The sequence below is a fragment of the Streptomyces sp. NPDC051041 genome (assembly GCF_044456065.1).
Classification (GTDB): domain Bacteria; phylum Actinomycetota; class Actinomycetes; order Streptomycetales; family Streptomycetaceae; genus Streptomyces; species Streptomyces glaucus.
In genome coordinates this window covers 93,651-119,277 of sequence record NZ_JBITFM010000013.1, presented here as the reverse complement: position 1 = coordinate 119,277, position 25,627 = coordinate 93,651, and the positions used below count along the sequence as shown (strand labels likewise).

General features: G+C 72.5%; 25 protein-coding genes and 1 riboswitch. Of the genes, 17 read left to right on the top strand and 8 right to left on the bottom strand.

Annotation, left to right across the window (positions count from 1 at the left end; all coding sequences use genetic code 11):
• The first annotated feature begins 22 nt into the window (after nucleotides 1-22).
• From ACIBAI_RS20695 to ACIBAI_RS20670, 6 genes are all read left to right on the top strand, one after another.
• On the top strand, nucleotides 23-331 hold the full coding sequence (locus ACIBAI_RS20695) for a DUF2469 domain-containing protein (protein WP_003993268.1): 309 nt from the start codon (nucleotides 23-25) through the stop codon (nucleotides 329-331).
• A gap of 255 nt (nucleotides 332-586) precedes the next feature.
• Nucleotides 587-949, top strand: a complete 363-nt coding sequence (locus tag ACIBAI_RS20690; RefSeq protein WP_399036206.1) for a YraN family protein — start codon at nucleotides 587-589, stop codon at nucleotides 947-949.
• Entirely contained in the window at nucleotides 949-2,574 is a 1,626-nt protein-coding gene (locus ACIBAI_RS20685; RefSeq protein WP_399036204.1) for a YifB family Mg chelatase-like AAA ATPase, read from the top strand. Before ACIBAI_RS20690 ends, ACIBAI_RS20685 begins: the two co-directional genes overlap by 1 nt.
• On the top strand, nucleotides 2,574-3,731 hold the full coding sequence (dprA, locus tag ACIBAI_RS20680; protein ID WP_399036289.1) for a DNA-processing protein DprA: 1,158 nt from the start codon (nucleotides 2,574-2,576) through the stop codon (nucleotides 3,729-3,731). Before ACIBAI_RS20685 ends, dprA begins: the two co-directional genes overlap by 1 nt.
• Before the next feature lie 286 nt (nucleotides 3,732-4,017).
• Nucleotides 4,018-4,860, top strand: coding sequence for an RNA polymerase sigma factor WhiG (whiG, locus tag ACIBAI_RS20675; protein ID WP_399036202.1), 843 nt, complete (start codon nucleotides 4,018-4,020; stop codon nucleotides 4,858-4,860).
• 73 nt (nucleotides 4,861-4,933) lie between these two features.
• Nucleotides 4,934-5,491, top strand: coding sequence for a TetR/AcrR family transcriptional regulator (locus tag ACIBAI_RS20670; protein WP_399036288.1), 558 nt, complete (start codon nucleotides 4,934-4,936; stop codon nucleotides 5,489-5,491).
• A gap of 127 nt (nucleotides 5,492-5,618) precedes the next feature.
• On the opposite strand, the gene ACIBAI_RS20665 is transcribed toward ACIBAI_RS20670, so the two are convergent.
• The gene (locus ACIBAI_RS20665; protein WP_399036200.1) at nucleotides 5,619-6,212 is read right to left on the bottom strand and encodes a murein hydrolase activator EnvC family protein; all 594 of its coding nucleotides are present in this window, start codon (nucleotides 6,210-6,212) and stop codon (nucleotides 5,619-5,621) included.
• Nucleotides 6,213-6,486: 274 nt separating this feature from the next.
• Here ACIBAI_RS20665 and rpsB point away from each other — a divergent pair, with 274 nt between their 5' ends.
• The 9 genes from rpsB to ACIBAI_RS20620 all read left to right on the top strand — a co-directional run bounded on the left by rpsB (nucleotide 6,487) and on the right by ACIBAI_RS20620 (nucleotide 16,452).
• Nucleotides 6,487-7,368 carry a 30S ribosomal protein S2 gene (gene rpsB / locus ACIBAI_RS20660; protein WP_399036198.1) on the top strand — a complete coding sequence of 294 codons (882 nt, stop codon included), beginning with the start codon at nucleotides 6,487-6,489 and terminating at the stop codon, nucleotides 7,366-7,368.
• 195 nt (nucleotides 7,369-7,563) lie between these two features.
• Nucleotides 7,564-8,400, top strand: a complete 837-nt coding sequence (gene tsf / locus ACIBAI_RS20655) for a translation elongation factor Ts (protein ID WP_344604289.1) — start codon at nucleotides 7,564-7,566, stop codon at nucleotides 8,398-8,400.
• 191 nt (nucleotides 8,401-8,591) lie between these two features.
• Nucleotides 8,592-9,350 (top strand): UMP kinase, encoded by a 759-nt coding sequence (gene pyrH / locus ACIBAI_RS20650; RefSeq protein ID WP_344604291.1) that lies wholly within the window; start codon nucleotides 8,592-8,594, stop codon nucleotides 9,348-9,350.
• A 182-nt stretch (nucleotides 9,351-9,532) separates the two neighbouring features.
• Complete coding sequence (frr, locus tag ACIBAI_RS20645; protein ID WP_344604293.1) at nucleotides 9,533-10,090, top strand: ribosome recycling factor; 558 nt, start codon at nucleotides 9,533-9,535, stop codon at nucleotides 10,088-10,090.
• Complete coding sequence (locus tag ACIBAI_RS20640) at nucleotides 10,090-11,223, top strand: phosphatidate cytidylyltransferase (RefSeq protein ID WP_399036195.1); 1,134 nt, start codon at nucleotides 10,090-10,092, stop codon at nucleotides 11,221-11,223. The genes frr and ACIBAI_RS20640 overlap by 1 nt, the downstream gene beginning before the upstream one ends.
• A gap of 160 nt (nucleotides 11,224-11,383) precedes the next feature.
• Nucleotides 11,384-12,490, top strand: a complete 1,107-nt coding sequence (rlmN, locus tag ACIBAI_RS20635; RefSeq protein ID WP_399036193.1) for a 23S rRNA (adenine(2503)-C(2))-methyltransferase RlmN — start codon at nucleotides 11,384-11,386, stop codon at nucleotides 12,488-12,490.
• Nucleotides 12,491-12,525: 35 nt separating this feature from the next.
• Nucleotides 12,526-12,631: riboswitch (TPP riboswitch) on the top strand.
• Between the two features lie 79 nt (nucleotides 12,632-12,710).
• Nucleotides 12,711-13,790: a thiamine ABC transporter substrate binding subunit gene (locus ACIBAI_RS20630; RefSeq protein ID WP_399036191.1), complete on the top strand. Its 1,080-nt coding sequence runs from the start codon at nucleotides 12,711-12,713 to the stop codon at nucleotides 13,788-13,790.
• Complete coding sequence (locus ACIBAI_RS20625; RefSeq protein WP_399036286.1) at nucleotides 13,766-15,430, top strand: ABC transporter permease; 1,665 nt, start codon at nucleotides 13,766-13,768, stop codon at nucleotides 15,428-15,430. The genes ACIBAI_RS20630 and ACIBAI_RS20625 overlap by 25 nt, the downstream gene beginning before the upstream one ends.
• A gap of 2 nt (nucleotides 15,431-15,432) precedes the next feature.
• Nucleotides 15,433-16,452: an ABC transporter ATP-binding protein gene (locus ACIBAI_RS20620; protein WP_399036189.1), complete on the top strand. Its 1,020-nt coding sequence runs from the start codon at nucleotides 15,433-15,435 to the stop codon at nucleotides 16,450-16,452.
• Nucleotides 16,453-16,605: 153 nt separating this feature from the next.
• On the opposite strand, the gene ACIBAI_RS20615 is transcribed toward ACIBAI_RS20620, so the two are convergent.
• The 7 genes from ACIBAI_RS20615 to ACIBAI_RS20585 all read right to left on the bottom strand — a co-directional run bounded on the left by ACIBAI_RS20615 (nucleotide 16,606) and on the right by ACIBAI_RS20585 (nucleotide 23,314).
• On the bottom strand, nucleotides 16,606-17,316 hold the full coding sequence (locus ACIBAI_RS20615) for an LAETG motif-containing sortase-dependent surface protein (protein WP_399036188.1): 711 nt from the start codon (nucleotides 17,314-17,316) through the stop codon (nucleotides 16,606-16,608).
• Nucleotides 17,317-17,477: 161 nt separating this feature from the next.
• The gene (locus ACIBAI_RS20610) at nucleotides 17,478-18,602 is read right to left on the bottom strand and encodes an LOG family protein (protein ID WP_399036185.1); all 1,125 of its coding nucleotides are present in this window, start codon (nucleotides 18,600-18,602) and stop codon (nucleotides 17,478-17,480) included.
• A gap of 26 nt (nucleotides 18,603-18,628) precedes the next feature.
• On the bottom strand, nucleotides 18,629-19,045 hold the full coding sequence (locus ACIBAI_RS20605) for a VOC family protein (protein ID WP_399036184.1): 417 nt from the start codon (nucleotides 19,043-19,045) through the stop codon (nucleotides 18,629-18,631).
• A gap of 109 nt (nucleotides 19,046-19,154) precedes the next feature.
• The gene (locus tag ACIBAI_RS20600) at nucleotides 19,155-20,474 is read right to left on the bottom strand and encodes a hypothetical protein (RefSeq protein ID WP_399036182.1); all 1,320 of its coding nucleotides are present in this window, start codon (nucleotides 20,472-20,474) and stop codon (nucleotides 19,155-19,157) included.
• Entirely contained in the window at nucleotides 20,456-21,205 is a 750-nt protein-coding gene (locus ACIBAI_RS20595) for an ABC transporter ATP-binding protein (protein WP_399036179.1), read from the bottom strand. Before ACIBAI_RS20595 ends, ACIBAI_RS20600 begins: the two co-directional genes overlap by 19 nt.
• 214 nt (nucleotides 21,206-21,419) lie before the next feature.
• Nucleotides 21,420-22,799 carry an aspartate aminotransferase family protein gene (locus tag ACIBAI_RS20590; protein WP_399036178.1) on the bottom strand — a complete coding sequence of 460 codons (1,380 nt, stop codon included), beginning with the start codon at nucleotides 22,797-22,799 and terminating at the stop codon, nucleotides 21,420-21,422.
• Complete coding sequence (locus tag ACIBAI_RS20585) at nucleotides 22,796-23,314, bottom strand: Lrp/AsnC family transcriptional regulator (RefSeq protein ID WP_399036176.1); 519 nt, start codon at nucleotides 23,312-23,314, stop codon at nucleotides 22,796-22,798. The genes ACIBAI_RS20590 and ACIBAI_RS20585 overlap by 4 nt, the downstream gene beginning before the upstream one ends.
• A gap of 165 nt (nucleotides 23,315-23,479) precedes the next feature.
• Here ACIBAI_RS20585 and ACIBAI_RS20580 point away from each other — a divergent pair, with 165 nt between their 5' ends.
• Together ACIBAI_RS20580 and ACIBAI_RS20575 are read left to right on the top strand one after the other, a co-directional pair.
• Nucleotides 23,480-24,919 carry a gamma-aminobutyraldehyde dehydrogenase gene (locus ACIBAI_RS20580; protein WP_399036174.1) on the top strand — a complete coding sequence of 480 codons (1,440 nt, stop codon included), beginning with the start codon at nucleotides 23,480-23,482 and terminating at the stop codon, nucleotides 24,917-24,919.
• A gap of 171 nt (nucleotides 24,920-25,090) precedes the next feature.
• On the top strand, nucleotides 25,091-25,615 hold the full coding sequence (locus ACIBAI_RS20575) for a hypothetical protein (protein ID WP_399036173.1): 525 nt from the start codon (nucleotides 25,091-25,093) through the stop codon (nucleotides 25,613-25,615).
• The last annotated feature ends 12 nt before the right edge of the window (nucleotides 25,616-25,627 follow it).

The following is a 25,627-nucleotide window of genomic DNA, read 5'->3' as shown; positions in this document are numbered from 1 at the left end:
CACGGCTGAAGGGGAACATGCCATGAGCGCCGAGGACCTCGAGAAGTACGAGACCGAGATGGAGCTCAAGCTCTACCGGGAGTACCGCGATGTCGTCGGTCTGTTCAAATACGTGATCGAGACCGAGCGGCGCTTCTATCTGACCAACGACTACGAGATGCAGGTGCACTCGGTCCAGGGCGAGGTGTTCTTCGAGGTGTCCATGGCGGACGCCTGGGTGTGGGACATGTACAGGCCGGCTCGCTTCGTGAAGCAGGTGCGCGTCCTCACGTTCAAGGACGTGAACATCGAGGAGTTGAACAAGAGCGATCTGGAACTGCCGAGCGGGTGAGGCCTCCCGGCCGTGAACGCGCGCTTCCGGATCGTGGGCGGGTGCTTCCAGGAGATGGAAGCGCGCCTCCGGGTCGCGGATGTGCGCTTCCGGGCCGCGGGTGACCGTTCCCGGGCCGCGGGTGGCCGTCCCCGGGCCGCGGGCCCGGATGTCGCTCGTACGGGTGGCGGAGTTGTCCACAACCGCGGATCCGTCCACCAAGATCCCACGGCTCGCTGAGCCGCCCTCATCGTTGGCGCCGGAGGTGGTGCCGAGATGAACGCACGAGGTGCGATGGGCAGGTACGGCGAGGACCTGGCCGCGCGGAGGCTGGGCGAGGCCGGGATGACGGTCCTGGAGCGCAACTGGCGCTGCGGCAGGACCGGCGAGATCGACATCGTGGCACGGGACGGGGACGTCCTGGTCGTCTGCGAGGTGAAGACCCGCAGGGACGGCGGCTTCGAACACCCCATGGCGGCGGTGACCCCGCGGAAGGCGGAGCGGCTCAGGCACCTGGCCGAGCGCTGGATCCAGACCCACGGAGGAGCACCGCCCGGCGGGGTGCGCATCGACCTGGTCGGCGTGGTCCTCCCGCAGCGCGGCGCGCCCGTGGTCGAGCACGCACGGGGGGTGGCGTGATGGGTTTCGCGCGCACGTGCTCCGTGGCACTGGTCGGCGTCGAGGGCGTGGTGGTCGAGGTCCAGGCCGACCTGGAACCGGGCGTGGCCGCGTTCACCCTGGTCGGGCTCCCGGACAAGAGCCTGACGGAGAGCCGGGACCGGGTGCGGGCGGCGGTGGTGAACTCGGGGGCGTCCTGGCCGCAGAAGAAGCTGACGGTGGGGCTGAGCCCGGCGTCCGTGCCGAAGGCGGGCAGCGGCTTCGACCTGGCGGTCGCCTGCGCGGTCCTCGGCGCCGCCGAACGGATCGACCCGGAGGTGCTCGCCGACATCGTGATGATCGGGGAGCTGGGCCTGGACGGGCGGGTACGGCCCGTCCGGGGCATCCTGCCGGCGGTGCTGGCCGCGGCGGACGCGGGCTGCGAGCAGGTGGTCGTGCCGGAATGCGCGGCCGCCGAGGCCTCCCTGGTCCCCGGCGTGTCCGTGCTGGGCGTCCGCAGCCTGCGCCAGCTGATCGCCGTCCTCGCCGACGAACCCGTGCCCGACGAGGAACGGGACGGACCGGGCCGCCCGGACCCGCTGCTCACCGGTCTGCGGGCGCCCGGCACGGGCGTGGCCACGGGGCTGCGCGGCATGGGCGCCGCGCAGCCGGACCACGGTCACGACCTCGCCGACGTCGTCGGCCAGATCTCGGCGCGCACCGCGGTGGAGGTGGCCGCGGCGGGCGGGCACCACCTGTTCCTGGAGGGCCCACCGGGCGCCGGCAAGACGATGCTGGCCGAACGGCTGCCCGCCGTCCTGCCCCGGCTCGGCCGGGAGGAGTCCCTGGAGGTCACGGCGGTGCACTCGGTGGCCGGACTGCTGCCCCCGGGCAAACCCCTGATCGACGTGGCTCCCTACTGCGCTCCGCACCACTCGGCGACGATGCAGGCGCTCGTCGGCGGCGGCCCCGGCATCGCCCGGCCCGGTGCGGTGTCCCTCTCCCACCGGGGCGTCCTCTTCCTGGACGAGGCACCCGAATTCAGCGGCCACGCCCTCGACGCCCTGCGGCAGCCCCTGGAGGCGGGGCACGTCGTGATCGCACGCAGCACGGGCGTCGTGCGCTTCCCCGCGAAGTTCCTCATGGTGCTCGCGGCCAACCCCTGCCCCTGCGGCCGTTTCTCGCAGCGGGACGGTCTCTGCGAGTGCCCGCCCTCGGCGATCCGCCGCTACCAGGCCCGGCTGTCGGGACCGCTGCTGGACCGGGTCGACCTGCGCGTGGAGGTGGACCGGGTCACGCGCACCGAACTGGCCCGGCGCGGCACCCCGGGCGAATCCACCGCAACGGTCGCCGCGCGGGTGCGGGCGGCCCGGGAACGGGCCGCGGCGCGGCTGGCCGGCACTCCGTGGCGCACCAACAGCGAGGTTCCCGGACGTGAGCTGCGCAGCCGCTGGCATGCCGCTCCCGGTGCGCTGGACGAGGCGGAGCGAAGCCTGGAACGGGGCGTCCTCACCGCCCGCGGACTCGACCGCGTGCTGCGGGTCGCCTGGACCGTCGCGGACCTCGTCGGGCACGGCCGGCCCGACGCGGCGGACGTCGCCCTGGCGCTGCAACTGCGCACCGGCGTGCCGCGGGGCGTGCCGATGGCCATCGGGGCACTGACGTGATCCCCGAGGAGGACGCGGACGGCGAGCTGCTCCGGCGGGTCCTCCTCACGCGGGTCATCGAACCCGGTGACGAGACCGGTGGGCGGTGGGTGCGGGAGTGGGGGACCGGCGAGGTGGTGCGGCGGCTGCGGGACGGGGGACCGCCGTTGCCCGGGGTGAGCGGGAAACGGTGGGAAGGGCTGCGGGCGCGGGCCGAGCGGGCCGAGCCGCGCCGGGACCTCGCCGTCGCACGGCGGGCGGGCGCGAGGTTCGTCCGCCCCGGGGACGCCGAGTGGCCGGGACAGCTCGACGACCTGGGGGACGCCCGGCCCCTCGGACTGTGGGTCCGGGGCGCGCCCAGTGTGCGGATGTGGGCGCTGAGGTCCGTCGCCGTCGTGGGCGCCCGGGCCTGCACCGAGTACGGGGCCCACATGGCGGCCACCCTCGCCGCCGGCCTCGCCGAACGCGGCTGGGTCGTGGTGTCCGGCGGCGCCTACGGAGTCGACGGCGCCGCCCACCGGGGCGCCCTCGGCGCGCGCGGCGCCACCGTCGCGGTCCTCGCCGGCGGCGTCGACCGGCCCTACCCGCGCGGACACACCGAGTTGATCACCAGGATCGCGGAACAGGGACTGGTGATCGGCGAGCTGCCGCCGGGGGACCACCCGACACCGAGCCGGTTCGTCCTGCGGAACCGGGTGATCGCCGCGCTCACCCGGGGCACCGTGGTCGTCGAGGCCGCCTACCGCAGTGGCTCCCTGGCCACGGCACGGGCCGCGCAGCGTCTGGGCCGTCACACGATGGGAGTACCCGGCCCGGCCACCAGCGGGCTCTCCGCCGGGGTGCACGAACTCCTGCGGGGGGAGGCCGTGCTCGTCACCGACGCCGCGGAGGTCGTCGAACTGGTCGGCGACATGGGGGAACTGGCCCCTGACCGGCACGGGCCGGTGCTGCCCAGGGACCTGCTGGAGCCGTCCGCCCGCCAGGTGCTGGCCGCGCTGCCGGCCCACCGGACGGCGACGGCGGCCGAGATCGCACGCGGCGCGCAGACCAGTGCGGACGACGCGATCGCGAGACTGTACGAGCTGCGCGCACTCGGATACGTCGAACGACATGGCGACGACTGGAAGTTGACACGCCAGGCGATGATCTCCGTCCGGGCCGGCCGGCACCCCGGCTGACCACGCCCGTTCGGCCGTCCGGGGGATCCCGACACCCTTGCGAATTCGCGCAGTTGGGTTATTCGCGGACTGCCTCCCCGCCGTGGCGGTGCCCTGTCGGGGCGTCCAGATGAACGTATCTGCGCATGGCCGGAGCCCCGTCCTTAGCGCACCGCCACGCTCCAGTCACGCTACGCTCACAAGGATTCCGATCGACGACAGACATCTCCCCACCCGGCGACAGCGCCCCGGGAACCACCAGTCCGCGACAGACACCAGTTCACGGCAGAACGGCACAAGGCGACGAATGCCCCAGCACACCTCCGGGTCCGACCGGGCGGCGATCCCCCCAGCCGCCCGCGACGGTGGCAGCGTGCGGCCGCCCGCTCCCTCGACGCTCGACGAGCTGTGGCGGTCGTACAAGGCGACGGGGGACGAGCGGCTGCGGGAGCAGCTGATCCTCCACTACTCGCCGCTCGTGAAGTACGTCGCGGGCCGGGTCGGCGTAGGCCTGCCGCCCAACGTCGAGCAGGCCGACTTCGTCTCCTCCGGGGTGTTCGGGCTGATCGACGCGATCGAGAAGTTCGACCTCGACCGGGAGATCAAGTTCGAGACGTACGCGATCACGCGGATCCGGGGCGCGATGATCGACGAACTGCGGGCACTGGACTGGATCCCCCGGTCGGTCCGGCAGAAGGCGCGCAACGTCGAGCGGGCGTACGCCACGCTGGAGGCGCGCCTCAGGCGGACGCCGACGGAGAGCGAGGTGGCAGCAGAGATGGGGATCGCGGTGGAGGAGCTCCACGCGGTCTTCAGCCAGCTGTCGCTGGCGAACGTGGTGGCCCTGGAGGAGCTGCTGCACGTCGGGGGCGAGGGCGGCGGCCGGCTGAGTCTCATGGACACGCTGGAGGACACCGCCGCCGACGACCCGGTGGAGGTGGCCGAGGACCGCGAGCTGCGGCGGTTCCTGGCCCGGGCGATCAACACGCTGCCCGAGCGGGAGAAGACCGTCGTCACGCTGTACTACTACGAGGGGCTGACGCTCGCCGAGATCGGCAACGTGCTGGGCGTCACGGAGAGCCGGGTCAGCCAGATCCACACCAAGTCCGTGCTGCAGCTGCGGGCGAAACTGTCCGGCTTCGGGCGCTGAACGGGGCAGTGGCTCCCACCGCGGATGGTCCGTCCGTAAAGTGGTCGACGTGCCAAGGATTCGAGCGGCCTCCGTGGCCGAGCACCGGTCGATGCAGCGAGCCGCCCTGCTGGACGCGGCTCGTTCCCTGTTGTCCGAGGGCGGGACGGAGGCGCTGACCTTCCCGGCCCTCGCCGAGCGGACGGGGCTCGCGCGGTCGAGCGTGTACGAGTACTTCCGGTCGCGGGCGGCCGTGGTCGAGGAGCTGTGCGAGGTCGACTTCCCGGTCTGGGCGGCGGAGGTCGAGGCCGCGATGGCCGCGGCCGACGGGCCCGAGGCGAAGGTCGAGGCGTACGTGCGCAAGCAGCTGGAACTGGTCGGTGACCGGCGGCACCGCGCCGTGGTCGCCATCTCCGCGAGTGAGCTGGACGCCGGGGCGCGGGAGAAGATCCGCGCGGCGCACGGCGGACTGGTCGCCATGGTCGTCGAGGCGCTGGGGGCGGTGGGGCACGAGCAGCCCAGGCTGGCGGCGATGCTGCTGCAGGGGGTCGTGGACGCGGCGGTGCGCCGCATCGAGCTGGGCGCGGCGGAGGATCCCGCGGTGATCACGGAAGCAGCCGTGGCCATGGCGCTGCGGGGCGTGCGCGGCTGAGACCGGCCGGCTCGCCGGGGCGCACGGCTGCGGCCGCAGCCGTGCGAGGCCGGCACCGGGCGCGCCGCCGGGCGCGGACGGCTGCGGCGGCGTGCGCGCGGCCGGCGCCCGCCGGCGGCGCGCCGTCTCACGGCGGCAGCGGTACGCCCAGGACCGGCAGCAGTCTCGACGGACCCCTGCGCAGCAGCCACGGCGGCAGCAGGGAGAGCGGGTCCAGGTAGGCGTCGCCCCGGCGCAGGCCCCAGTGCAGGCAACCCCCCGGGCAGTGCGCGCCCGCCGCCTCCACCCTGCCCAGCACCTCCCCGGCGGTCACCTCCCGCCCCTTCTCCACCGACGCCCGTACCGGCTCGTACGTCGTCCGCAGGGGCGGCTCGCCCGTCCCCGTCAGCTCCACCGAGACGACCCCCCTGCCCGCCACCCGGCCGACGAAGGACACCCTGCCGGGCGCCACCGCCCGGACCGGTGTGCCGGGCGGCGCCGCGAGGTCCACTCCGCGATGGCCCCGGCCGTAGGGGGTGGGCGGAGGTTCCCAGGGCCGCAGGACGGCGGGGCGGTCGCCGACCGGCCACACGCGGGCGACGGCGGGCACCGCGGGGCCGCCCGGTGACGGCGGGGGACCGCCGCCCGCCGCCGCCGGCTCCGCCCCCGGCAGGGAAGCCGGCACCAGCAGCGCCAGCAGCCCCAGCCCCGCACAGACACGCACACGTCGCTTCGCTCGCATGGGGGAACCGTGCCGCGAACCACGTGATCATGGCCGGGACCTGTGGACCATTCACCGATTGTGGACAACGGCGTCACCCGGCGCCTCGCCGGTCCCGTACACTTCTGGTGGCGACCCGGGCCACCGGGTCGACTTCGCACGCCCCGGTACGAGGCCGCCACACGGCTCGTATCAGCGCCTCTCGGTCCTTCGCGGCACGGCGCACCGCGGGCGTCAGGCGCGGAAGCCGTCCGGCATCCGCGGCACAACCGGGAAACACGAGGAGAGTACGGCCATGGCCGTCGTCACGATGCGGGAGCTGCTGGAGAGCGGCGTCCACTTCGGTCACCAGACCCGCCGTTGGAACCCGAAGATGAAGCGCTTCATCTTCACCGAGCGCAACGGCATCTACATCATCGACCTGCTCCAGTCGCTGTCGTACATCGACCGCGCCTACGAGTTCGTCAAGGAGACCGTCGCCCACGGCGGCACGGTCATGTTCGTCGGTACCAAGAAGCAGGCGCAGGAGGCCATCGCCGAGCAGGCCACCCGCGTCGGCATGCCCTACGTCAACCAGCGCTGGCTGGGCGGCATGCTCACCAACTTCTCCACCGTCTACAAGCGCCTGCAGCGCCTGAAGGAGCTCGAGCAGATCGACTTCGAGGACGTCGCGTCCTCCGGTCTGACCAAGAAGGAGCTCCTGGTCCTCTCCCGCGAGAAGGCCAAGCTGGAGAAGACCCTCGGCGGTATCCGCGAGATGCAGAAGGTGCCCAGCGCCGTCTGGATCGTGGACACCAAGAAGGAGCACATCGCGGTCGGCGAGGCCCGGAAGCTCAACATCCCGGTCGTCGCCATCCTCGACACCAACTGCGACCCCGACGAGGTCGACTACAAGATCCCGGGCAACGACGACGCGATCCGCTCCGTCACCCTGCTCACCCGCGTGATCGCCGACGCCGTCGCCGAGGGCCTGATGGCCCGCTCCGGTGTCGCCGAGGCCGGCAAGGGCGAGAAGGCCGCGGGCGAGCCGCTCGCCGAGTGGGAGCGCGACCTGCTCGAGGGCGAGAAGAAGGCCGACGAGGCCGAGAAGCCGGCCGAGGCCGAGCAGGCCGCCGAGGCTCCGGCCGCCGAGGCTCCGGCTGCCGAGGCTCCGGCCGCCGAGGCCGAGCAGGCCTGACCGACCCGTCAGCGTCAGTGATGACGGCGGGAGCGGCGACATGAGCCTTCCCTGCCCGCCGGGCAGGGAAGGCGTCCCCACCGCTCCCGCCGTTCACCCGTAGGTCGGCGGCGCGTCACGGCCCTACAGCTTCATGGAGGCCGCGGACCCCGCAGATCTTCGATCTTCCAGACTTCGAGAAAGATTCACAGACTCATGGCGAACTACACCGCCGCCGACGTCAAGAAGCTCCGCGAGCTCACCGGCGCCGGCATGATGGACTGCAAGAAGGCGCTGGACGAGGCCGAGGGCAACGTCGAGAAGGCCGTCGAGGCGCTCCGCATCAAGGGCCAGAAGGGCGTCGCCAAGCGCGAGGGCCGCTCCGCCGAGAACGGCGCCGTCGTCTCGATCATCGCCGACGACAACTCCTCCGGCGTCCTGGTCGAGCTGAAGTGCGAGACGGACTTCGTCGCCAAGGGCGAGAAGTTCCAGGCCGTCGCCAAGGCCATCGCCGAGCACGTCGCGAAGACCTCCCCGGCCGACATCGAGGCCCTGCTCTCCTCCGAGATCGAGCCGGGCAAGACCGTCCAGGCGTTCGTGGACGAGGCCAACGCCAACCTCGGCGAGAAGATCGTCCTGGACCGCTTCGCGCAGTTCTCCGACGGCTTCGTGACCGCCTACATGCACCGCACGATGCCCGACCTGCCCCCGCAGATCGGTGTCCTCGTCGAGTTCGACAAGCCGAACGCCGAGGTCGCCAAGGGCGTCGCCCAGCACATCGCCGCCTTCGCGCCGAAGTACCTCTCCAAGGAGGACGTCCCGGCCGAGGTCGTCGAGGCCGAGCGCCGCATCGCCGAGGAGACCACCCGCGCCGAGGGCAAGCCCGAGGCCGCCCTGCCGAAGATCGTCGAGGGTCGCCTCAACGGCTTCTTCAAGGACGCCACGCTGCTCGGCCAGCCGTACGCGCTGGACAACAAGAAGTCCGTCCAGAAGGTGCTGGACGAGGCCGGTGTCACCCTGAAGCGCTTCGTGCGCATCAAGGTCGGCATCTGAGTCCGTCCCGTGACGGGCGCGCGACCCCGATAGGGTCGACAGCGGTCGTCCGGGTACGCGGTCGAGCACGCGCGCGTGCCGGACGACAGCAGATCTGACGAGGAGGCCATTGCCGCGCATGGGATGCGAACCACGCCCCACCGGCAATGGCCTTCTTCGTATGTGCAACACGTAACAGAGGCGGGATCTCCATGACCACCAAGGCCGAGAAGAGCGACGACGGCAAAGTGCGCGGCCGGTTTCTGCTGAAGCTGTCCGGAGAGGCCTTCTCCGGCGGCGGGGGCCTGGGCGTCGACCCCGACGTGGTGCACGCCATCGCGCGCGAGATCGCGGCCGTCGTACGGGACGGCGCGCAGATCGCGGTCGTCATCGGCGGCGGCAACTTCTTCCGCGGCGCCGAACTGCAGCAGCGTGGCATGGACCGGGCCCGCTCCGACTACATGGGCATGCTCGGCACCGTGATGAACTGCCTCGCCCTGCAGGACTTCCTGGAGAAGGAGGGCGTCGACTGCCGCGTGCAGACCGCCATCACCATGGGGCAGGTCGCCGAGCCGTACATCCCGCTGCGCGCCGTGCGCCACCTGGAGAAGGGCCGCGTGGTCATCTTCGGCGCGGGCATGGGCATGCCGTACTTCTCCACCGACACCACCGCCGCGCAGCGCGCCCTGGAGATCGACGCCGAGGCACTGCTGATGGGCAAGAACGGGGTCGACGGGGTCTACGACTCCGACCCCAAGACCAATCCCGACGCCGTGAAGTTCGACCACCTCGGCTACGGCGAGGTCATCACGCGCGACCTGCGGGTCGCCGACGCCACGGCCATCACGCTGTGCCGCGACAACAAGCTCCCGATCGTGGTCTTCGAGCTTCTGGCGGAGGGCAATATCGCCCGCGCCGTCAAGGGTGAGAAGATCGGCACGCTGGTGGGTGACCAGGGCAGCCGGAACTGACCGGTGAACCGTCCCGTCCACCGGACACCACCTGTCCGGGGGACGGGCGGGACGGCTCCGGGCCGGGGGATGGACAATGTCCTGCCGGTCGGGAACCGTGCAGGAAGAAGACGCGACGCAGCCGGCCGCCGCCCCGAAGAGGAACCGCAGCCGGGCCTACTCAAGACACGCAGGAGCAAGTGGTGATCGAAGAGACCCTCCTCGAGGCCGAGGAGAAGATGGAGAAGGCCGTCGTGGTCGCCAAGGAGGACTTCGCCGCGATCCGCACCGGCCGTGCGCACCCGGCGATGTTCAACAAGATCGTGGCCGATTACTACGGCGCGCCGACGCCGATCAACCAGCTGGCCTCGTTCTCCGTGCCCGAGCCGCGCATGGCCGTGGTGACCCCCTTCGACAAGAGCGCGCTGCGCAACATCGAGCAGGCCATCCGCGACTCCGACCTGGGCGTCAACCCGAGCAACGACGGCAACATCATCCGAGTGGTGTTCCCCGAACTCACCGAGGAGCGCCGCCGCGAGTACATCAAGGTGGCCCGGCACAAGGGCGAGGAGGCCAAGATCTCCATCCGCTCCGTGCGCCGCAAGGCCAAGGACGCCATCGACAAGCTGGTCAAGGACGGCGAGGTCGGCGAGGACGAGGGCCGCCGTGCGGAGAAGGAGCTCGACGACACCACCGCGAAGTACGTCGCCCAGGTGGACGAGCTCCTGAAGCACAAGGAAGCGGAGCTGCTCGAGGTCTGATGAACGACTCTTCCTGGGGGGCGCCGCCACAAGCCGGGTACTGGGGGCCGTCCGAGCAGGGACCCGCTCCGGGGGCAGCCCCGGCGGGTCCCGCGTACGATGCGCGTGACGCGCAGCAGACTCGCCCCATGCCCATCGTGCCCGACGTACCCGAACACGGCGGAGACCAGGATGACGACCGGGGGGCCGCTCGGCTGAGCGGCCCCTTGTTCCGCGACGAGACGCACCAGACCCCGCCGGCGCAGGCCTTCGCGGCGGCGCCGCAGAATCCGGAGCCCATGCCCGACGCCTCCCAGCCGGCACCCCCGCCGCAGAAGAAGAGCGCGGGGCGCGACCTGAGCGCCGCGATAGGGGTCGGGGTCGGACTCGGCGCGGTGATCGTCGCATCGCTGTTCATCGTCAAGGCCGTGTTCGTCGGCGTGATAGCGGTCGCCGTCGTGGTGGGCCTGTGGGAGCTGACCAAGCGGCTGGAGGAACGCAAGGGCATCAGGGCGCCGCTCGTGCCGCTCGCGGTCGGCGGCGCCGCGATGGTGGTGGCCGGGTACGTCCGGGGCGCCGAGGGCGCCTGGGTGGCGATGGCGCTGACGGCGCTCGCGGTGCTGGTCTGGCGGATGACGGAGCCGCCGGAGGGCTACCTCAAGGACGTCACGGCGGGCGTCTTCGCGGCGTTCTACGTGCCGTTCCTGGCGACGTTCGTCGCGATGATGCTGACGGCCGAGGACGGGCCGTACCGCGTGCTGACGTTCCTGCTGCTGACGGTGGTCAGCGACACCGGCGCGTACGCCGTCGGCTGGCGCTTCGGCAGGCGCAAGCTCGCCCCGCGCATCAGCCCCGGCAAGACCCGCGAGGGCCTGGTCGGCGCCGTCGCCTTCGCGATGGCGGTGGGCGCGCTGTGCCTGCAGTTCCTCATCGACGACGGCACCTGGTGGCAGGGCCTGCTGCTCGGCCTCGCGGTCGCGGCCAGCGCCACGCTCGGCGACCTCGGCGAATCCATGATCAAGCGGGACCTGGGCATCAAGGACATGGGCACGCTGCTGCCCGGTCACGGCGGCATCATGGACCGGCTGGACTCGCTGCTGCCCACGGCGCCGGTGGTGTGGCTGCTGCTCGTCGTCTTCGTGGGATCCGGCTGAGCGGACACGGCTTTCGGAGTCCGGTCCGGCGGACCGCGTGAGCCCCCGCCTCGTGCAGGCGGGGGCTCCTCCGCGTTCGCGACCGGGCCGTCGCGCCGGTTCCGGGGGCGGCGGACACCGGAACGGGCCACCGCGGACGATCTGCGACACTGGTAGGACCATGCCCAAGCCCGGAGAACTCACATTCGTCGCCCCGCGCGGAGCCAAGAAGCCGCCGCGGCACCTTGCCGACCTCACGCCCGCCGAGCGCAAGGAAGCCGTCGCCGCGATCGGCGAGAAGCCGTTTCGCGCCAGGCAGCTCTCGCAGCACTACTTCGCGCGGTACGCGCACGACCCGGCGCAGTGGACCGACATCCCGGCCGCCGCACGCCCCCGGCTCCAGGAGGCGCTGCTGCCGGAGCTGATGACGGTCGTCCGGCACCTGTCGACCGACGAGGGCACCACCCGCAAGACGCTGTGGCGGCTCTTCGACGGCACGCTCGTGGAGTCGGTGCTGATGCGCTACCCGGACCGGGTGACGATGTGCATCAGCTCCCAGGCGGGCTGCGGCATGAACTGCCCGTTCTGCGCCACCGGGCAGGCCGGCCTGGACCGGAACCTGTCCACCGCCGAGATCGTGCACCAGATCGTGGACGGGATGCGGGCGCTGAGGGACGGCGAGGTCCCCGGCGGCCCGGCGCGGCTGTCCAACATCGTCTTCATGGGCATGGGCGAGCCCCTCGCCAACTACAACCGGGTCGTCGGCGCCATCCGCCGGCTCACCGACCCCGAGCCCGACGGGCTCGGGCTGTCCCAGCGCGGCATCACGGTCTCGACGGTCGGCCTCGTCCCGGCCATCCACCGCTTCGCCGACGAGGGCTTCAAGTGCCGCCTGGCCATCTCGCTGCACGCCCCCGACGACGAACTGCGCGACACCCTCGTCCCCGTCAACACGCGGTGGAAGGTGCGGGAGGTCCTGGACGCGGGCTTCGCGTACGCGGCCAAGTCCGGCCGGCGGCTGTCCATCGAGTACGCCCTCATCCGGGACATCAACGACCAGGCGTGGCGCGGCGACCGGCTCGGGCGGCTGCTCAAGGGCAGGCCCGTGCACGTCAACCTGATCCCGCTCAACCCGACGCCCGGGTCCAAGTGGACCGCCTCCCGGCCGGAGGACGAGAAGGCGTTCGTGGAGGCGATCGCCGCCCACGGGGTGCCGGTGACGATCCGGGACACCCGTGGTCAGGAGATCGACGGGGCCTGCGGTCAGCTCGCCGCGAGCGAGCGGTAACCTGACCGTCGTCGAACCACCGCAAGCACATCTGCATATTCCGACAGGGGAGCGCCACAGCGCTGAGAGTGCGGCACGGGCCGCAGACCCTCCGAACCTCGCCCAGGTCATTCTGGGTAGGGAGATCGGTCATCACTCGAGCTGTTGCGCCCTGCCCGGAACCCCGCCAGGGGTTTCGGGCAGGGCCGCGTCTCTTCCTGGTCACCCCAGGAGGAATCCGGTGAACATCACCAAGAAGGTCACGATCCTGGCCGTCGGACTCGGTCTGGCCGGCGGCCTGGCCGGGTGCGGGTCGTCCGGCGAGCAGTCATCCGGCGGCACCCGGACCGTGACCCTCGTCAGCCACGACTCGTGGGCCGCGTCGAAGAGCGTCATCGCCGCCTTCGAGAAGGAGTCCGGCTACCGGGTCAGGGTCCTCAAGAACGGCGACGCCGGGCAGGCCGTCAACAAGGCCGTCCTCACCAAGGACAACCCGCAGGGCGACGTCTTCTTCGGCGTCGACAACACGCTGCTGTCGCGCGCCCTCGACAACGGCGTGTTCCAGCCGTACCGGCCGCAGGGCTCCGACCGGATCGAGTCCGAGTACCGCGTCGACCAGGGCAAGCACCGGGTCACGCCCATCGACACCGGCGACATCTGTGTCAACTACGACAAGGAGTACTTCGCCGACCGCGAGCTCGACCCGCCGCGGACCTTCGACGACCTGATCGAGCCCGCGTACAGGAACCTCCTCGTCACCGAGAACGCCGCCTCCTCCTCGCCCGGTCTCGGCTTCCTGCTCGGCACGGCCGCGGAGTACGGGGACGACGGCTGGGCGGACTACTGGAAGAAGCTCAAGGCCAACGGCGTGAAGGTGGTCGACAGCTGGGAGCAGGCCTACAACGAGGAGTTCTCCGGCTCGGCCGGCGGGAAGAAGGCGGGGGGCGACAGGCCGCTCGTCGTCTCCTACGCCTCCTCCCCGCCCGCCGAGGTCGTCTACGCCGACCCCCGGCCCGGCACCGCCCCGACCGGGGTGGCCACGGGCACCTGCTTCCGCCAGGTCGAGTACGCGGGACTGCTCGCGGGCGCGAGGAACGCCGAGGGCGGCAAGGCGTTCCTGGACTTCCTGCTCACGAAGCGGTTCCAGGAGGACATGCCGCTGAACATGTTCGTCTACCCGGTGCGCGAGGACGCGCGGGTGCCGCGGGAGTTCGCGGAGTACGGGCCGCAGGCCGAGGATCCCGAGACCATGGACCCGGCGAAGATCGCCGAGAACCGTGACCGGTGGGTCAAGTCGTGGACCTCGCTCGTACTGAAGTGACCCGGCGCCGGACGGGGAACGCGGCGCGGCTCGGGCTGATGGCCGTGCCCGTCGCGTTCTTCGCGGTGTTCTTCGCCTACCCCGTCGCCGCGATCGTCGCGCGCGGGCTCAGGGCCGACGGGGCCTGGCACCCCGGGCGGATCGGCCAGGTGCTGGCGCAGTCCGACGTGCGGCACGTGCTGTGGTTCACCACCTGGCAGGCGCTCGTCTCCACCGCCCTCACGCTGCTGGTCGCGCTGCCCGGCGCGTACGTCTTCGCGCGCTTCGCCTTCCCGGGCAGGCAGCTCCTGCGGGCGGTGGTCACCGTCCCGTTCGTCCTGCCGACGGTCGTCGTCGGCACGGCGTTCCTGGCGCTGGCCGGGCGCGGCGGGCTGCTCGACGAGCTGTGGGGCCTGCGGCTGGACACCACCGTGTGGGCGATCCTGCTCGCGCACGTCTTCTTCAACTACGCCGTCGTGGTACGCACCGTCGGCGGGCTGTGGGCGCAGCTCGACCCGCGGCAGGAGGAGGCCGCGCGGATGCTGGGCGCCTCACGGCTCGCGGCCTGGCGGACGGTCACCCTGCCCGCGCTCGCGCCCGCCGTGGCCGCCGCCGCGCTGATGGTCTTCCTGTTCACCTTCACCTCCTTCGGCGTCGTGCAGATCCTCGGCGGGCCCGCCTTCTCCACCCTCGAGGTCGAGATCTACCGGCAGACCTCCGAGATCTTCGACCTGTCCACGGCGGCGGTGCTGACGCTGGTCCAGTTCGCCGCGGTGGGCTCGATCCTCGCCCTGCACGCCTGGACCGTACGGCGGCGGGAGACCGCGCTGCGGCTGGTGGACGCGTCCGTGACCGCGCGCCGGCCGCGCGGGGCCGGGCAGTGGACGCTGCTGGCCGGGGTGCTCGGCACCGTCGCCGTGCTGCTCGTGCTGCCGTTGGCGGTGCTGGTCGAGCGGTCGCTGGACGCGCCCGGCCTCGGCTACTACCGGGCGCTGACCCGGCAGGACGGCGGCACGTTCCTGGTCCCGCCGATCGCCGCGGTCGGCAACTCGCTGGTGTACGCCGTCGCCGCCACCGCCATCGCCGTGCTGATCGGCGGCCTCGCCGCCGCCGCGCTCACCCGGCGGGACGCGGGCCGGTTCGTGCGCGGCTTCGACGCGCTGCTGATGCTGCCGCTCGGCGTGTCCGCGGTGACCGTCGGCTTCGGGTTCCTGATCGCGCTGGACGAGCCCCCGCTGGACCTCAGGAGCTCCTGGATCCTGGTGCCGCTGGCCCAGGCGCTGGTCGGCGTGCCCTTCGTGGTGCGGACCATGCTGCCGGTGCTGCGGGCGGTGGACCAGCGGCTGCGGGAGGCGGCGGCGGTGCTGGGGGCGTCGCCGTGGCGGGTGTGGCGGGAGGTCGACCTGCCGCTGGTGGGCCGGGCGCTGCTGGTCGCGGCCGGGTTCGCCTTCGCGGTGTCGCTGGGCGAGTTCGGGGCGACCGTGTTCCTCGCCCGGCCCGACAGCCCGACCCTGCCGGTCGCCGTGGCGCGGCTGCTGGGACGGCCGGGCGACCTCAACTACGGGCAGGCGATGGCCCTGTCGACGATTCTGATGGTGGTGTGCGCGGTGGCGCTGCTGGTGCTGGAGCGGCTGCGGACCGACCGGACCGGGGAGTTCTGAGGATGCTGCTGAGCCTGCAGGGCGCCACCGTCCGCTTCGGCGGGCGGGCGGTGCTCGACGCCGTCGACCTCGAGGTCGCCGAGCACGAGATCGTGTGCGTGCTCGGGCCCAGCGGCAGCGGCAAGTCGACGCTGCTGCGGGCGGTCGCGGGACTGCAGCCGCTCGACGCCGGGCGGGTGCTGCTCGACGGGCGGGACCAGGCGGGGGTGCCCGCGCACCGGCGCGGGGTCGGGCTGATGTTCCAGGACCACCAGCTGTTCCCGCAGCGGGACGTGGGCGGCAACGTCGCCTTCGGACTGCGGATGCAGGGGGAGCCGAAGGACCGGCGGGAGGAACGCGTCCGGGAGTTGCTGGACCTCGTCGGGCTGCCGGGCGCCGGCCGCCGGGCCGTGGCCGCGCTGTCCGGCGGGGAACAGCAGCGGGTGGCGCTGGCGCGGGCGCTGGCGCCCCGGCCGCGGCTGCTGATGCTGGACGAGCCGCTCGGCCAGCTCGACCGCTCGCTGCGGGAGCGCCTGGTGGTCGAGTTGCGGGAGCTGTTCGGACGGCTGGGCACCACCGTGCTCGCCGTGACGCACGACCAGGGCGAGGCCTTCGCGCTCGCCGACCGGGTGGTGGTGATGCGGGACGGGCGCATCGCCCAGGCCGGTACGCCGCTCCAGGTGTGGCAGCGCCCGGCCGACGCCTTCGTGGCCCGCTTCCTCGGCTTCGAGAACGTCGTCGAGGCGACCGTCACCGGGCAGGCCGCACAGACCCCCTGGGGCAAGGTGCCGGTCCCGGAGAACGCCCCGCAGGGCGCGCGCACCCTGCTGGTACGGCCCGCCGGCGTGCGCCTGGTGCCCGCCGACGCGGGCCTGCGCTGCACGGTCGCCGCCCGCTCCTTCAAGGGCACGCACGTCGCCGTGCACCTGCAGCCGCAGGACGCGCCCCGGCTGGAGGCGGCGTGCCCGCTGCGGTCGGCGCCGGAGGCCGGGGACGCGGTCGGGGTGGAGTTCGACGCGGCGGAGATCGTCGTACTGGGGTGACCGGTTCACCCGCGGGGCTGACGCGCCCGGCGTGAGCGGCCCGGGACCGCCGGCCGGCGCCGACCCGCCGGGGGCGCGGTCCGGTCGTCCGGAACGCGCGGTGGCCCGCCTCCGCGGACGGCGGAGACGGGCCACGACGGGGTGTGCGGGGGATCAGCTGCCGCTGTTCGCCCCGCGGCGGCGCATGCCGAGGAAGACCGCGCCACCGCCGACGACGACCAGGACGGCCGCGATGCCGGCGATCAGGCCGGTGCTGGAGTTCGCACCGGTCTCGGCGAGGTTGGAGTCACCGGTCGCGGGCGACGGAGCGTTGCCCGCCGTGTCCGCGGGGGCGGCGCTCCCGCTTGCGGGGGCCGACGGGGCCGGCGCCGTGGTCTCCTCGGACGGAGCCGGGGCGGCGGACTCCGACGGCGTCTCGCTCGGCGCCGTCGGAGTGGGCGTCGGGACCGGGGCCGGGGACTCCTCGGAGGTCTTGCAGGCCGTGGCCGGGGTGACCAGGTTCGGCTTGATGTCCTCGTCGACGTAGGGCTCGGCCTTGACGTGGATGCGGTACTCGGTGTTCGGCTTCCAGTCCTCGGCGAAGGTGATGGTGGTGCCCTCGCGCGAGCCCTTGACCACCTGCTGGCCGATCTGCTTGTCCTGCAGGTAGACGGTGACGGTCGCCGGGACGCCGGCCGGGTCCACGTCGGTGACGGTGATGACGCCCTTGTCGCCGTCGCACGCGGCTTCGGCCGAGAACTCGTTGATGTTGCAGGCGAAGGAGGTGCCGGCGACACCGAGCGCGAGCGCGGCCGAGGCCGAGGCGACGCCGAGAACGCGCGCGGAACGCGCTGCGGTACGGCGGGATATGGACAGGACTGTCACGTTTGTCCTTTACAGAATGCCCAAATGCGGGGGGTGGAGGGAGCGCTGACGGTCCACCACTTTGCGGACATCGGCGCTCCCAAGAGACTCACAGGTCTATAAGCGGCACATAAGCAGTGTCAACGCGTAGGCAGGCAACGGGTGTTGGCTTTGCCCTCTTATTAACCGGCGAGACGTTTCAACGCCTCCGGAGCCTCGTCGATCCGGTCGACCAGCGCGATGCGCGCCTCCATCGACCGCCCCCGGGCGAGGGAGCGCAGCAGCGGCCAGGCCGGCAGCCGCTCCGTCCAGTGGGCCCGGTCCACCAGCACCATGGGCGTGGGCTCGCCCCGCGACTCGTAGTAGTTCGGCGTCGCGTTGTCGAAGATCTCCTGCACGGTGCCGGCGGCGCCCGGCAGGAACACCACGCCCGCGTTCGAGCGGGCCAGCAGGCCGTCCTCGCGGGTGGCGTTGGCGAAGTACTTGGCGATGTGCGCGGCGAACGGGTTGGGCGGCTCGTGACCGTAGAACCAGGTGGGGACACCGACCGAGGCGCCGCCGCCCGGCCAGCGCTCGCGCACCTCGAACGCGGCGCGCGCCCACTCGGTGACCGACGGCACGAACGACGGGGCCTTGGCGAGGAGCAGCAGGGCCTCCTCCAGCATCCTGTCGCCGAACGGGGCGGCGTACGCGCCGAGGTTCGCTGCCTCCATCGCGCCCGGCCCGCCGCCCGTGGCCACGGTGAACCCGGCGCGCGTCAGCTCCCGGCCGAGGCGCGCGGCACCCGCGTACGCCTGTGTGCCGCGCGCCATGGCGTGGCCGCCCATGACGCCCACCACCTGCGCGCCGGTGAGGAGTTCGTCGAGGGCGTCGGAGACGGAGTCGTCGTGGATCGCGCGCAGCAGCGAGCCGAAGACGTCCCCGTCGGCCCTGGTCCGCCGGAACCAGGCGTACGCGCGGGCGTCCGGCGTCGCCTCGTACCCCTCGCCGAGGGAGGCGAACAGCTCCTCGGGGGAGTAGACGTGCCCGCGATAGGGGTCGAACGGCAGGCCCGGGACCGGCGGGAACACCAGGGCCCCGGCGGCCCGCACCCCGGCCGCCGCCCGGGGGTCCATCGGGCAGCCGAGGAAGACGGCGCCGGCGGTGTCGACGGTCAGCAGGACGTCCGTACGGTCCGTCAGGTCGACGGCCTGGACGCGGTGGTGGGCGAGGGTGCCGTGCGCGGAGACGACCTCGTCGAACTCGGCGAGGGTCTCTATCTCACGGTCGCGGGAGCCGTCGTACGGCTGGGCGGGCGTCGGATGCACCCGCCCATGCTAGGCATCCGGTCCGGTCAGCCCTGCACCGCCGACGGATCCATCCACACGACCTCCCAGGTGTGGCCGTCCAGGTCGTCGAAGGAGCGGCCGTACATGAAGTCCAGCTCCTGGACCCGCTCCGAGGCGGTGCCGCCGGCGGCGACGGCCTTCTCGACCAGCTCGTCGACCTTCTCGCGGCTCTCGGCGCTCAGGCACAGCAGCACCTCGCTGGTCCGCGTGGCGTCCGCGATCTCCTTCTTGGTGAAGGTCGCGTAGAACGGCTTGGTCAGCAGCATCGCGACGATGGTGTCGCTGATCACGACCGAGGCGGCGTTCTCGTCGCTGAACTGCGGGTTGATCGAGTAACCCAGCTCCGTGAAGAACTTCTTCGAGGCGTCGAGGTCGTCCACGGGCAGGTTGACGAAGATCATCTGCTGGTACGCCGTGGTCATCGGGGTCTCTCCCATCCGGTTCGCGGTGTTCGGTGGGGTAGACCGGCGGCCGGGGCGGAACTCATCGGCGGGCGCGGAACTTTTTTCGCCCGGGGGCCGGCCGCGTCGCTCAGCGGGTCAGCGGCAGCGCCGCCAGCTCCGCGACGAGCAGGGTCACCGGGCCGCACAGCGCCAGCAGCGCGGCGGCGCGGAGGGCGGCGGCGCCGCGCAGCACCGCCGCGGGCGCGCCGAGGCGCACCAGCGCGGCCGTGATCTCGGCCCGGGCGTGCCTGGTCTCCGCGGCGGTGGTGAGCAGGGTGGCCAGCGCGCAGCCGGCCACCAGGAGCGCGCCGAGGGCGCCGAGCGGACCGGAGAAGGGTCCGCCGGCGCCGTACAGGACCGCCGTCGCGTACGCCGCCGACCCCACCGCGCAGACGATCCCGAGGGGGCGGCCGATACGGGTCGCCTCCGCCATGAGGACACGGCCGGCGAGCAGGCGCAGGGCGCCGGGGCGGACGCTCTGCAGCAGCCGCCCGCACAGGTGGGTGAGGCCGGGCCCGGCCAGGGCGAGACCGAGGGCGGTGAGGACCCATCCGAGGAGGACGCCCGGGGGGCCGCCGGCGGGATCGGCGGTGAGGACGGGGGCGGTGGCGGTACGGCTCGTGTACGTCTCCACGGCGAGGCCCGCGGCGAGTACGGCGATGCCCCACGGAAGGCTCGCGGGCGCGCCGCGGGGGAACGGGGGCCCGGAGGCGGACGGGGGCTCGGGGGCCGGGCCGGCGGGGGCGTCCGGCAGGCCCCGCCGGCCGTCCGCGGGCCGCGGCGCGGCGGCCCGGCGCTCCGTGTCCCCGGCCCGCGTACGGGAGCGCGTGTGCGCCCCGGCCGTCTCCCGGGCGGCGTCGGGGCGGCCGGCCCCGCCGGGGGACGCGGCGGGGCGGGGGTCGCGGGGGCGCAGGACCAGGGCCACCGCCAGCGACGCGCTCGCCGGGACCACGGTGAGCAGGGTCAGGGCGGCCGGGAGGGGGAGGGGCCGGCCGGCGGCGAGGACGTCGGGGGCCGGGCCGGCGAAGGGCGGGCCGCCCAGGTCGCCGCGGAGGTGGAGGAACAGGAGCAGGGCGAGCAGCGAGCCGAGCGTGCAGGCGAGGGCCGTGACCGTCGCCGAGACGGCCATCAGACGGCCGGGGCCGAGGCCGATCGCCGACAGACCGGGGCGGGGCCGGGTGGCCGGGTCGGTGCGGGCGGCGACGACCGCGAAGTGCACGGTGGCGGCCAGCGGGGCCGCGCACCAGGCCAGGCGGAGGGCGGAGGCGCCCGGCGCCCCGGGGTGGCTCAGGGCGTGGCCGAGGCTGCACAGCAGCAGGAATCCCGTGCCCGCCGACGCCGTCGCGAGCAGAAGGCGGCGCAGCCGGACGGCGAGGTGGGCGCCGTGGGTCAGGCGGAGAGCGAGCACGCGGCCCGGCCTTCCGTCCCGGTGGTCTCGGAGACCGGGGGCAGGTGCACCGTCTTCACGCGCCGCCCGTCCAGCAGCGACACCGTGCGGTCGGCGAGGGCGGCCGTCTCCGGGTCCTGCGTGGCCAGGACGACCGTGACGCCGTGCGCGCGGACGGCCGCCAGCAGCGTGCGCAGGACGTGCCGGCGGTCCGCGCGGTGCAGGGGGGCCGTCGGCTCGTCGGCGAAGAGCACCGAGGGGGCGGGGGCGAGCGCGCGGGCGATGCAGACGCGCTGCCGCTCGGCCTGGCGCAGCTCGTGCGGGCGTCGGCGGGCCGCCCCGCCGACGTCCAGGCGCTCCAGCCACTCCAGGGCGGCGGCCTTGGCGCGGCGGCGGCCGGTGCCGCGCAGCATCAGGGGGAGGGCGGTGTTCTCCCAGGCGCTCAGCTCCGGGACGAGCACGGGGGCCGGGTCGATCCAGCCGAAGCGGTCGCGGCGCAGCCGCTCGCGGGTGAGCGGGCCCATGGTGTGCACCGGCACGCTGTTGAACCACACCTCGCCGCGCGCCACGGGCACCTGGCCGGACAGGCACCGCAGCAGGGTCGTCTTGCCGCTGCCGCGCGGTCCGCTGACGGCGAGGATCTCGCCCTCCCGGACGCCGAGCGAGACGCCGCTGAGCCCGGGCGAGCCGTCGTCGTGCCGGAAGTGCAGGGCGTGTGCCCAGAGCACGTCGCTGTCCGGTGGGACCTCCATGGGCGTACACCTCGGTTCAGATCCGTAGTTCCCGTGCCGTTCCCCCGTCCGGGGGAACGAAGGCGAGGCCGATCGGTCACTGGCACGCTAGGCAGAAGACGGCGGGAGGCCGGACAGCACGCGGCCCCGGGCCGCCGTTTCTCACTCGAACGGGCGGCGCCGGGGCCGGTTCCGGTCATCCAGGAAGATGATCACAGATCGTCCAGGACGATGATCACAGCTTCGTCCACGCCTCCGACAGCGTCGCGCGCAGGATCTGCTCGATCTCGTCGAAGGTCGACTGGTCGGAGATCAGCGGCGGGGCGAGCTGGACGACCGGGTCGCCGCGGTCGTCGGCCCGGCAGTACAGGCCGTTCTCGAACAGCTTCCCGGACAGGAAGCCGTACAGGACCCGCTCGGTCTCCTCCGCGTCGAAGGACTCCTTCGTGGCCTTGTCCTTGACCAGCTCGATGCCGTAGAAGAAGCCGTTGCCGCGGACGTCGCCGACGATCGGCAGGTCGTGCAGCTTCTCCAGCGTGGCCCGGAACGCGGCCTCGTTGTCGAGGACGTGCTGGTTGAGGTTCTCCCGCTCGAACAGGTCGAGGTTGGCCAGGCCCACCGCGGCGGAGACCGGGTGGCCGCCGAAGGTGTAGCCGTGCAGGAAGGTGTTGCCGCCCCGGTAGAACGGCTCGGCCACGCGGTCCGAGACGACGCAGGCGCCTATCGGGGAGTAGCCCGAGGTCATGCCCTTGGCGCAGGTGATCATGTCCGGGACGTAGCCGAACTTGTCGCAGGCGAACATGGTGCCGAGCCGGCCGAAGGCGCAGATGACCTCGTCCGAGACCAGGAGCACGTCGTGCCGGTCGCAGATCTCGCGGACCCGCTGGAAGTAGCCGGGCGGGGGCGGGAAGCAGCCGCCCGCGTTCTGCACCGGTTCCAGGAAGACCGCGGCGACCGTGTCCGGGCCCTCGAAGAGGATCTGCTGCTCGATCTGGTCGGCGGCCCAGCGGCCGAACGCCTCCGGGTCGTCGCCGTGGACCGGCGCCCGGTAGATGTTGGTGTTCGGGACCTTGTGCGCGCCCGGCACCAGCGGCTCGAAGGGAGCCTTCAGGGCCGGCAGGCCGGTGATGGACAGGGCGCCCTGGGGGGTGCCGTGGTAGGCGACCGCGCGGGAGATCACCTTGTGCTTGGTGGGCTTGCCGACCAGCTTGAAGTACTGCTTGGCCAGCTTCCAGGCGGTCTCGACCGCCTCGCCGCCGCCGGTGGTGAAGAAGACCTTGTTCAGGTCGCCCGGCGCGTGGTGGGCCAGGTGCTCGGCCAGCTCGACGGCCTTGGGGTGGGCGTAGGACCACACCGGGAAGAACGCCAGCTCCTGCGCCTGCTTGAAGGCGGTCTCGGCCAGCTCGACGCGGCCGTGACCGGCCTGGACCACGAACAGGCCGGCGAGACCGTCGAGGTAGCGCCTGCCCCGGTCGTCGTAGATGTGGGTGCCCTCGCCCCGGACGATGGTGGGCACGGGGGAGTTCTCGTACGAGGACATGCGGGTGAAGTGCATCCACAGGTGGTCGTACGCGGCCCTGCTGAGGTCCTTCGGGCGGTCGGTGCTCACGTTCATCGGGTTCCCCACATGTAGGTCTGCTTCTTGAGCCTGAGGTAGACGAAGCTCTCGGTGGAGCGCACTCCGGGGACGGCCCGGATGCGTTTGTTGATGACGTCCAGCAGGTGGTCGTCGTCCTCGCAGACGATCTCCACCATCAGGTCGAAGGAGCCTGCGGTCATCACCACGTACTCGCACTCGGACATGGCGGTCAGCGCGTCGGCGACGGTCTCCACGTCGCCCTCGACGCTGATGCCGACCATCGCCTGCCGGCGGAAGCCCACGGTGAGCGGGTCCGTGACGGCGACGATCTGCATCACGCCCTGGTCGAGCAGCTTCTGGACGCGCTGGCGCACGGCCGCCTCGGACAGGCCCACGGCCTTGCCGATGGCGGCGTACGGCCGGCGGCCGTCCTCCTGGAGCTGCTCGATGATGGCGAGGGAGACGGCGTCCAGCTGGGTGGTGCCGCCGTTCCTGGACTCGCGGGAGTCCCTCTGGTCTGCGCTTCGACTGGCCACGAGCTCACTGTGCACGACGTCTCGACAGTTTCGCAAGGCTGGATCGATGAAATCCGTTGTTTATGAAGTTCCAGCCTGCGGATTCCGCACTCCTGGCGGGAGCGGGGGTGTTGAAAACGTGGCGTCACTGACTAGGGTGGGTGTCTCAGTGATTGGGACACCCGAACTTGGAGGGCCGCAGTGAGCACCGAGCTGCGTCGGCTGCGCAATTACATCGCCGGTGAGTTCCGGGACGCCGCCGACGGACGGACCACCGAAGTGGTCAACCCCGCGACGGGCGAGGCGTACGCCACCGCCCCGCTGTCCGGACAGGCGGACGTGGACGCCGCGATGACGGCCGCCGCCGCGGCCTTCCCCGGCTGGCGCGACACCACCCCGGCCGAGCGCCAGAAGGCCCTGCTGAAGATCGCGGACGCGTTCGAGGAGCGCGCCGAGGAACTCATCGCGGCCGAGGTGGAGAACACGGGCAAGCCGATCGGGCTGACCCGCTCCGAGGAGATCCCGCCGATGGTCGACCAGATCCGCTTCTTCGCGGGCGCGGCGCGGATGCTGGAGGGCCGGTCGGCCGGTGAGTACATGGAGGGGATGACCTCCATGATCCGCCGCGAGCCGGTCGGCGTCTGCGCGCAGGTCGCGCCGTGGAACTACCCGATGATGATGGCCGTGTGGAAGTTCGCCCCGGCGATCGCGGCGGGCAACACGGTCGTCCTCAAGCCCTCCGACACCACCCCGGCCTCCACGGTCCTCATCGCCGAGATCCTCGGCTCGATCCTGCCCAAGGGCGTCTTCAACGTCATCTGCGGCGACCGCGAGACCGGCCGCATGATGGTCGAGCACCCCGTCCCGGCGATGGCCTCCATCACCGGCTCGGTGCGCGCCGGCATCCAGGTCGCCGGGTCCGCCGCCAAGGACGTCAAGCGCGTCCACCTGGAGCTGGGCGGCAAGGCGCCGGTCGTCGTCTTCGAGGACACCGACATCGCCAAGGCCGCCGAGGACATCTCCGTCGCCGGTTTCTTCAACGCCGGCCAGGACTGCACGGCCGCCTGCCGCGTCCTGGTCCACGAGGCGATCCACGACGAGTTCGTCGCGGCGCTCGCCAAGGCCGCCGCCGAGGCCAGGACCGGCATGCCGGACGACGAGGACGTGCTGTTCGGGCCGCTCAACAACCCCGACCAGCTCGCCCAGGTCGAGGGCTTCATCGAGCGGCTGCCCGCCCACGCGCGGGTGGAGGCCGGCGGCAAGCGCGTCGGCGACAAGGGCTTCTTCTTCGCGCCGACCGTGGTCTCCGGCGTCAGGCAGGACGACGAGATCATCCAGAAGGAGGTCTTCGGCCCGGTCATCACCGTGCAGTCCTTCCGCGACGAGGACCAGGCGGTGGAGTGGGCCAACGGCGTCGAGTACGCGCTGGCCTCCTCGGTGTGGACCAAGGACCACGCGCGCGCGATGCGGATGTCCAAGAAGCTCGACTTCGGCTGCGTGTGGATCAACACGCACATCCCGCTGGTCGCCGAGATGCCGCACGGCGGCTTCAAGAAGTCCGGCTACGGCAAGGACCTGTCGGGCTACGGCTTCGAGGACTACACGCGGATCAAGCACGTGATGACGTCGCTGGACGGGTGAGCCGCGGGCCGCGCTCCCGGTACGGCCCCGGACGGGTGACTCCCGTCCGGGGCCGCGGCCTTGCGTCCGCCCGCCGCCCCGGCCACGGGCGCCGGCAGCCTGGACGGCGGGCCGCCCGGGCCGCCCGAGGTCTTTTTGAACGTGTTCAGTCGCGAGCGTAGAGTGGGCCCCGTGAGCGACAGAGCCGCCCTGCTGAAGGGCATCCGCGCATGGCTGGTCTTCTTCGTCGTCTGCCTGGTCCTCAGCGGCGCCACGGCCTTCCCCCTGGTGCACGAACTGCGGTGGGCCGAGCAGCTGTTGCACGCGCTCTCCGCCGACGCCCACCTGCCCGGGCTGACGGGCTGGATCGAGCGGGTCCGGGCGGGTCTGGACGAGGCCGACGCCGAGTACCCGTTCCTGCTGTACGGCACGGACTGGCTGGCCTTCGCGCACCTGGTGATCGCGGTCGCGTTCTACGGGCCCTACCGCGACCCGGTCCGCAACATCTGGGTCGTGGAGTTCGGGATGATCGCCTGCGCGGGCATCGTCCCGCTCGCCCTGATCTGCGGGCCGATCCGCGGCATCCCCTTCTGGTGGTCCCTGATCGACATGTCGTTCGGAGTGTTCGGGATCATCCCGCTGGCCGTCGTCCGGCAGAAGATCAAGCGGCTGGAGGCGCTGACCGCTCCGGTGACCAGCCTGGTGCTCAGCCGCTGAGCGCCGCCTCGG

Bases quoted from the DNA above. Each gene is read 5' to 3' on its own strand.
- pyrH (WP_344604291.1), top strand. From the start codon at position 8,592: ATGACCACCAAGGCCGAGAAGAGCGACGACGGCAAAGTGCGCGGCCGG.
- ACIBAI_RS20605 (WP_399036184.1), bottom strand. From the start codon at position 19,045: ATGACCACGGCGTACCAGCAGATGATCTTCGTCAACCTGCCCGTGGAC.
- ACIBAI_RS20640 (WP_399036195.1), top strand. From the start codon at position 10,090: ATGAACGACTCTTCCTGGGGGGCGCCGCCACAAGCCGGGTACTGGGGG.
- tsf (WP_344604289.1), top strand. From the start codon at position 7,564: ATGGCGAACTACACCGCCGCCGACGTCAAGAAGCTCCGCGAGCTCACC.
- ACIBAI_RS20695 (WP_003993268.1), top strand. From the start codon at position 23: ATGAGCGCCGAGGACCTCGAGAAGTACGAGACCGAGATGGAGCTCAAG.
- rlmN (WP_399036193.1), top strand. From the start codon at position 11,384: ATGCCCAAGCCCGGAGAACTCACATTCGTCGCCCCGCGCGGAGCCAAG.
- ACIBAI_RS20665 (WP_399036200.1), bottom strand. From the start codon at position 6,212: ATGCGAGCGAAGCGACGTGTGCGTGTCTGTGCGGGGCTGGGGCTGCTG.
- ACIBAI_RS20590 (WP_399036178.1), bottom strand. From the start codon at position 22,799: ATGAACGTGAGCACCGACCGCCCGAAGGACCTCAGCAGGGCCGCGTAC.
- ACIBAI_RS20595 (WP_399036179.1), bottom strand. From the start codon at position 21,205: ATGGAGGTCCCACCGGACAGCGACGTGCTCTGGGCACACGCCCTGCAC.
- ACIBAI_RS20690 (WP_399036206.1), top strand. From the start codon at position 587: ATGAACGCACGAGGTGCGATGGGCAGGTACGGCGAGGACCTGGCCGCG.
- ACIBAI_RS20685 (WP_399036204.1), top strand. From the start codon at position 949: ATGGGTTTCGCGCGCACGTGCTCCGTGGCACTGGTCGGCGTCGAGGGC.
- ACIBAI_RS20620 (WP_399036189.1), top strand. From the start codon at position 15,433: ATGCTGCTGAGCCTGCAGGGCGCCACCGTCCGCTTCGGCGGGCGGGCG.
- rpsB (WP_399036198.1), top strand. From the start codon at position 6,487: ATGGCCGTCGTCACGATGCGGGAGCTGCTGGAGAGCGGCGTCCACTTC.
- whiG (WP_399036202.1), top strand. From the start codon at position 4,018: ATGCCCCAGCACACCTCCGGGTCCGACCGGGCGGCGATCCCCCCAGCC.